This window comes from Streptomyces sp. 8L (assembly GCF_020176795.1).
Classification (GTDB): domain Bacteria; phylum Actinomycetota; class Actinomycetes; order Streptomycetales; family Streptomycetaceae; genus Streptomyces.
The window spans coordinates 17,970-23,917 of record NZ_JAIUKE010000176.1 but is presented as its reverse complement, the minus strand read 5'-3'; the positions used below and the strand labels follow the sequence as shown (position 1 = coordinate 23,917).

Annotated in this window: 5 protein-coding genes; 2 read left to right on the top strand and 3 right to left on the bottom strand. The window is 74.4% G+C overall.

Going from position 1 to position 5,948, the window contains the following annotated elements; genetic code table 11:
* Positions 1 to 1,248, top strand: a 1,248-nt coding sequence (locus LCE31_RS16525; protein WP_225015032.1) for an AI-2E family transporter, incomplete at its 5' end; no start/stop codon positions are given.
* Positions 1,245 to 2,075, top strand: a complete 831-nt coding sequence (locus LCE31_RS16520; RefSeq protein ID WP_225015031.1) for a hypothetical protein — start codon at positions 1,245 to 1,247, stop codon at positions 2,073 to 2,075. The genes LCE31_RS16525 and LCE31_RS16520, both read left to right, overlap by 4 nt.
* Before the next feature lie 20 nt (positions 2,076 to 2,095).
* Here the strand turns inward: LCE31_RS16520 and LCE31_RS16515 are convergent, their stop codons facing one another.
* The 3 genes from LCE31_RS16515 to LCE31_RS16505 are packed head-to-tail and all read right to left on the bottom strand — an operon-like array spanning position 2,096 to position 5,666.
* A complete protein-coding gene (locus LCE31_RS16515) occupies positions 2,096 to 4,462 on the bottom strand; it encodes an FtsX-like permease family protein (protein WP_225015030.1) in 2,367 nt (788 codons plus the stop codon).
* The gene (locus tag LCE31_RS16510) at positions 4,459 to 5,145 is read right to left on the bottom strand and encodes an ABC transporter ATP-binding protein (protein ID WP_225015029.1); all 687 of its coding nucleotides are present in this window, start codon (positions 5,143 to 5,145) and stop codon (positions 4,459 to 4,461) included. The genes LCE31_RS16515 and LCE31_RS16510 overlap by 4 nt, the downstream gene beginning before the upstream one ends.
* The gene (locus LCE31_RS16505; RefSeq protein WP_225015028.1) at positions 5,142 to 5,666 is read right to left on the bottom strand and encodes a PadR family transcriptional regulator; all 525 of its coding nucleotides are present in this window, start codon (positions 5,664 to 5,666) and stop codon (positions 5,142 to 5,144) included. Before LCE31_RS16505 ends, LCE31_RS16510 begins: the two co-directional genes overlap by 4 nt.
* Between the last annotated feature and the right edge of the window lie 282 nt (positions 5,667 to 5,948).

The following is a 5,948-nucleotide window of genomic DNA, read 5'->3' as shown; positions in this document are numbered from 1 at the left end:
CCGCCCTCCTACGCCCCGTCCGTCGCCGCCAGACCCGACCCGGTGGCCGCGATCCCCTGGGGGATCAGGGTCGCCGTCGAGGCCGCCTGGCGGCTGCTGATCCTCGCCGCCACGGTCTGGGTGCTGATGCGGATCGTCAGCGCCGTACGCCTGGTGGTGCTGGCGTTCGTCGCCGCCCTGCTGATCACGGCGCTGCTCCAGCCGACGGTCGCCCGCCTGAAGCGGCACGGCGTGCCGCGCGGACTCGCCACCGCCCTCACCACCCTGGCCGGGTTCGTCATCCTCGGGCTCATCGGCTGGTTCGTCGTCTGGCAGGTGTCCGAGAACATCGGCGACCTCTCCGACCGGCTGACCGACGGCATCAACGAGTTCAAGCACTGGCTCCTGAAGAGTCCGTTCCATGTGACGGACAAACAGATCAACGACATCGCGTCGAACCTGAGCAACGCGATCGGCACGAACACCAACGAGATCACCTCGGCCGGCCTCCAGGGCGTCACCGTCGTCGTCGAGTTCCTGACGGGGATCTTCCTCGCGTTCTTCTCGACCATCTTCCTGCTCTACGACGGGCCGCGGATCTGGCAGTGGGCGCTCAAACTCGTCCCGCAGCAGGCGCGGGAGGGCGTCGCGGGCGCCGGGCCGCGCGCCTGGCACACGCTCACGGCGTACGTGCGCGGCACCGTCATAGTCGCGATGATCGACGCGATCTTCATCGGCCTCGGCGTCTTCTTCCTCGGCGTGCCGCTCGCCGTGCCGCTCGGCGTGATCATTTTCCTGGGCTCGTTCGTGCCGCTGGTGGGCGCGGTCGTGTCCGGCGCGCTCGCGGTGGTCGTCGCGCTCGTCACCCAGGGCGTGTTCACCGCCCTGATAGTGCTGCTCGTGGTGCTCGCCGTGCAGCAGATCGAGGGCCACATCCTCCAGCCGTTCATCCTCGGGCGCGCGGTGCGGGTGCATCCGCTCGCGGTCGTGCTGTCCGTCGCCACCGGCAGCCTTGTCGCGGGCATCGGCGGCGCCGTGGTGGCCGTACCGCTGGTCGCGGTCACCAACACCGTAGTCGGCTACCTGCGTTCGTACGCGCACGAGCAGGCGCTGCGCGCCGCGCCCCGGCCGCACGGCGCGACCGCGGCCGACCTCGCCCCGACACCGCCGCCGCGGCCGACCCGGCCGCCCGGCGCCGGCGAGACCGGGGACGGCACGGGACGTGAGGGCCCGAAGGAGCCGCCGGCGCCTGGCGACGACGCCGGATGATCTCGGAACCCGAACTGGAGGGCGAGGACTGGCCCGAACGGCCCTCCGGCCGGCCCGGCCCCGCCGTTCCGGGGCAGCGCGACGGCGGCCTCGGCGCTCCGGGGGAGTCCGGGCCGGTCGTCGTCGGCGACGGGATGCCGGCGCCCGCGCCCCGCAGGGCCGCCCTGCGCTGGGGCCTCGGCGGCGCCCTCGTCGCGTCCCTGCTCTGGTGCGCGGGCCTGACGCTGTACCACTCCAGAAGCCCCGACCTCGGCGGTTACGGCGCCGAGCGCGACCTCTGCCTCGACGCCCCGCTGACCGCCCTGTCGAAGGTCCTCGGACCGGCCGGGACCCCCGAGGCCGCCTCCGACGAGACGGAGGCCGTCGACAGCGCGCAGTGCCGGACGGACCTCGGACGGGCCCCGCGGGGCAGCCCGTTCCACACCCTCGTCGCCACCCCCGTCGGCCCGCACGGGGGCGTGCGGACGCTCGTGAACCTCAGCTACGTCCTGCACAGGAGCACCGACCCTGCGCCGGAGTTCGACGCGCTTCCGCAGCCGAAGTCGCCCGGCTGGGCGCTGCACACCGTGCGCGTTCCCGGCCTGGGCGACCGGGCGTACCTGATCACGGACAGCGTCGGCGACATGCCGCCGACACTGCGGGTCCTCGACGGCCGCGCCGAGTTCACCCTGACCCTGCGCGTCTACTCCTCGTACGACGGCAACAGGGCCGATCCGTCCGAGGTACGGGCCGCGTACGTGTCCACCCGCCTGGTCGCCACCGTGCTGGCGCCCGCCATGAAGGACGACATGCGCGCCCTGATGAAGACGGTCAAAGCGGGTGGCTGAGCGGCGGGGCCGCCGCCCCGTCACTCCATCCGCAGGCCCTCGGGCCGCATCAGGCGCCACAGCGGGGGCATGCTCGCCAGCGTCACCAGCAGGACCACCGCCGCGCCCGCGCCCGCGTACGGCCAGAACATCCACCACGTCTTGACCGGTTCCGCCATCAGGTCCAGCGTCACCTTCCCGAGCACCAGACCGCCCGCCACCGCGAGTACCGTGCCGACCACCACAGGAACCGCGGTCTGCCACAGCACCGACCAGGCCAGCGTGGAGCGCCGGGTGCCGAAGGCCACCAGGACCGACAGCAGCCGCCTGCGCTCGCGCAACTGCTCGACCTGTGACACCAGGAGACTCGCCGCGATCAGAGCCATGACCGCCGTGCCGCCGATCTTGAGGCCGGTCCCCACGCTCGCGTACTGGCGGTCGCGGGCACGGTTCAGCAGCGTGGACACCCGGACCGTCGGCTCCAGCCGCCCTGCCGTGGTCCTGACGTGTTCCACCGCGTCGGGCACCTGCCCGTGCAGCCACACCCGCGCCACGGTCCGCGCGCCGTGGAGCCGCGCCGCGTCCAGCGCCGCGGGGGTGGCGAGGACGCCCGAGTGGCTCTCCCCCTCCCAGCCGCGCAGCGCCGTCACCACACGGGCCGACGACGGCACCGTGAACGTGGCCGGATGGGAGGCGCCGTCGCCGTCGTCGAGGGCGACGACCTCGCCGGGGCGGTCCTCGACGGCCATCCGCGCGCTCGTCCGGGAGACGAAGGTGTCACCGTCGCGGCAGACCGGGATGTGCGCGAAGGCCCGCAGGCTCGCGCAGTCCCCGACCGTGACGCTGGTGATGGGCGCGGAGTGCCCGTCACCCATCCCCGCGGCGGCCGCGGTCAGCGACGAGGCGTACGACTCGACGGTGGTGGAGACCGCGCTGACGCCCTCCGTACGGCCGAGCGCACTCGCGAGGCGCCGCGCCAGGCCGATGTCGGGCCCGCTGACCTCGGCGGTCGCGTCCGCCTCACGGGGCGTGCCGTGCGCGGCGCGGCCCGTCGCGGCCGGCAGGGAGCCCGTCGAGTGGTCCGGGTGCGCGAAGCTGTCCTGCATCCCGGCGAACACCATCTGGAGCAGGATCGCGCCCGCGACGGCGACGGTGATCCCCCCGATCGCGCGCGACGTGGAACCGCCGCTCAGCTGAAGGCGCCTGATCGCCAGCTGCCACGGCACCGGGCCGCCGCGCATCCGCGCCACGGACTTCTCCACCAGCCAGGGCAGCAGGCCCACCAGACCGATGAGGGCCAGCGCGGAGCCGACCACGATCGGCACGACGTGCAACGGGGCGTCCCTGCCCGCGAACCGGTGGGTGAGGACGAGCGTCGCCACCCCGGCCACCGGCAGCACGAGCCGCCACCACAGGCGTCGGGACCGCGGTTTCGCGTCCCGTACGACACCGAGCGGTTCGATCGACACGGAGCGCAGCGCCAACAGCGCCGCGGCCACCGACGTGACCAGGACGGCGACCACCACGAGCAGCACGAGCAGCGGCTGGGGCCGGACGTCCGAGGGGAACGCCGATCTGCCCCACAGCCGTATCCCGCCCGCGAAGTGGCGTGCCACCCAGAAGAACACCCCGCCGGCCGCCAGGCCCACCGCGGCGCCGGCCAGCGCCTCTCCCGCGGCCATCCAGCGGGCCGCGCGGGCGTCCGCGCCGACCAGGCGCAGCGCCGCGAGCCTGCGGTCCCTGCGCTCGCCGCCGAAGCGTACGGCCGTCCCGATGAAGACCATCACCGGTACGAGCAGGACGACGCAGCCCAGCGCGATCGACGCGACCAGCAGCGGGCCCAGGGGCTCGCCGGAGTGGTGGGTGCCGTACCCGCGCGCCCGGTGCGCGCCACGATCGGGGGAGAGGGCCGAGTCGCCCGCGTAGTAGAGCAGTTCGCCGGGGTCGAGCAGGCCCGGGTCCGCGACGGTGCCTGCGTCGGTGAACGGCAGCCGCTCCTTGAGCAGTTCGCCGCCCGGGCTGTTGATCAGGTCCCGCAGCGCGGGGGAGACCACCATCGTGCCGGGCTTCGGGATCGCGCGCACGCCGGGCGGCGGGGCGGCCCCCGCGCCGTCCGCGCGCAGCAGGGTGCCGGTGACGGGCTGCCCGTGGAACTCGGTGCTCGCGTCGATGAAGAGGAACGTCCCGTGCACGCGGGGCGCGCCGCCCGGGTGCGAGGCCGTGACCGCCCGTGCGTCGGAGCGGGCCGTCCTGCCGTCGACGATGCCGGGCACGGACGAGGCCGCCAGCAGGAGCGTCACACCGAGGCCGACGCCGAGCGCGGTCAGCGCCGTCCTGATCCAGCCCTCGCGCCCGCCGGACACGGCGAACCGCGCGCCGAGCGCGAGGCTGCGCCGCGCCGCCCTCATCGGGCCGCCGCCATGTCCCGTACGACGCCGTCCCGTACGACGACCTCGCGGTCCGAGTACGCCGCGACCCGGGTCTCGTGGGTGACGAGGACGACGGCGGCGTCCGTGAACCGGGCCGCGTCCGTGAGGAGTTGCATCACGCGCTCGCCGTTGAGCGAGTCCAGTGCGCCGGTCGGCTCGTCGGCGAAGACCACCCGCGGCGAGGTGACGAGCGCGCGGGCCACCGCGACGCGCTGCCCCTGCCCGCCGGAGATCTCGCCCGGCCGCTTGCGGGAGACGTCCGTGACCTCAAGGCGCTCGAGCCACTCGCGCGCGGCGGCCTCGGCGTCCTTGCGGCGGGTCCCGTCGAGCCGCAGCGGGAGCGCCACGTTCTCCAGGCAGGTCAGTTCGGGCACCAGCTGCCCGAACTGGAACACGAACCCGAAGTCGGTGCGCCGCAGCGCGCGGCGGCGCGCGTCGGACAGGCCGGTCAGCTCCTCGCCCCGGTAGGTGAGGGAGCCGGAGTCGGGGACGACGATGCCGGCGAGGCAGTGCAGCAGTGAGGACTTGCCGGAGCCCGAGGGGCCCATGACGGCGACGATCTCGCCGGGCGCGACGGAGAAGGAGGCGCCGCCGAGCGCGGTGACGGGGCCGTAGGACTTGCGCAGGTCGACGGCGGCCAGCAGGGGCTCGGGGGCGGTCATGTACGCACCTCCCGCGCGAGCCGGCCGAGCCGGGCGGCCGTCAGTTCCAGCCAGCGGACATCGGCCTCCAGGTGGTAGAGGGCGTGGTCGCAGATGAGCTGGTCGGCGAGGTCTCCGTGGCGCTTGCGCTCGGTGAGCTCCCGCATCGTGCGCAGGTGCGAGGCGCGCTGCACGTCCAGCACGTCCGCGGCGTCGCGGCCGGTGAGCAGCGCGATGACGACCTTGGTGTAGAGCGCGGACTGAAGGTACGGCTCCGGCTTCTCGGGGGTGGCGAGCCACTCCTGCACGTCGGTCACCCCGGAGTCGGTGATGGTGTACCGCTTGCGCTCGGGGCCGTCCCCCGACTCGACGGCGTCGACCTCGACGAGCCCGTTCTTCAGCAGCCGGGACATGGTCGAGTAGACCTGCCCGTAGTGCAGCGGGCGGTCGTGCCCGAATCTGTCGTCGAAGGCGCGCTTCAGGTCGTAGCCGTGGCGGGGGCCGGTCTCCAGGAGACCGAGGAGGGTGTGACCGATGGACATGGAGGGAACTATACACGCCGTCTATACACGCGATGTATAGCCAGCTGGGAGCAGGTGTGGGACGCGGCCGGCCCCGGAGCGGACCCGAGACGCGGCCGACCTCCGGAGCGGACCCGGGACGCGGCCGACCTTCTGGGCAGGTCCGAGACGCCGCCGGCCCCCGGAGCGGGCCCGGGACGGGCAACCGTCCCCGGAACGCCCCTCCTCGGCCCCGCGGCCCCCCGCCCCCCCCCCCCCGGCCCCCCCCCCCCCCCCCGGGGGGGGGCCGCCCGGGGGGGGGGG

Excerpts from the sequence above, each read along its gene's own strand:
- LCE31_RS16510 (WP_225015029.1), bottom strand. The coding sequence starts at position 5,145 with ATGACCGCCCCCGAGCCCCTGCTGGCCGCCGTCGACCTGCGCAAGTCC.
- LCE31_RS16520 (WP_225015031.1), top strand. The coding sequence starts at position 1,245 with ATGATCTCGGAACCCGAACTGGAGGGCGAGGACTGGCCCGAACGGCCC.
- LCE31_RS16505 (WP_225015028.1), bottom strand. The coding sequence starts at position 5,666 with ATGTCCATCGGTCACACCCTCCTCGGTCTCCTGGAGACCGGCCCCCGC.
- LCE31_RS16515 (WP_225015030.1), bottom strand. The coding sequence starts at position 4,462 with ATGAGGGCGGCGCGGCGCAGCCTCGCGCTCGGCGCGCGGTTCGCCGTG.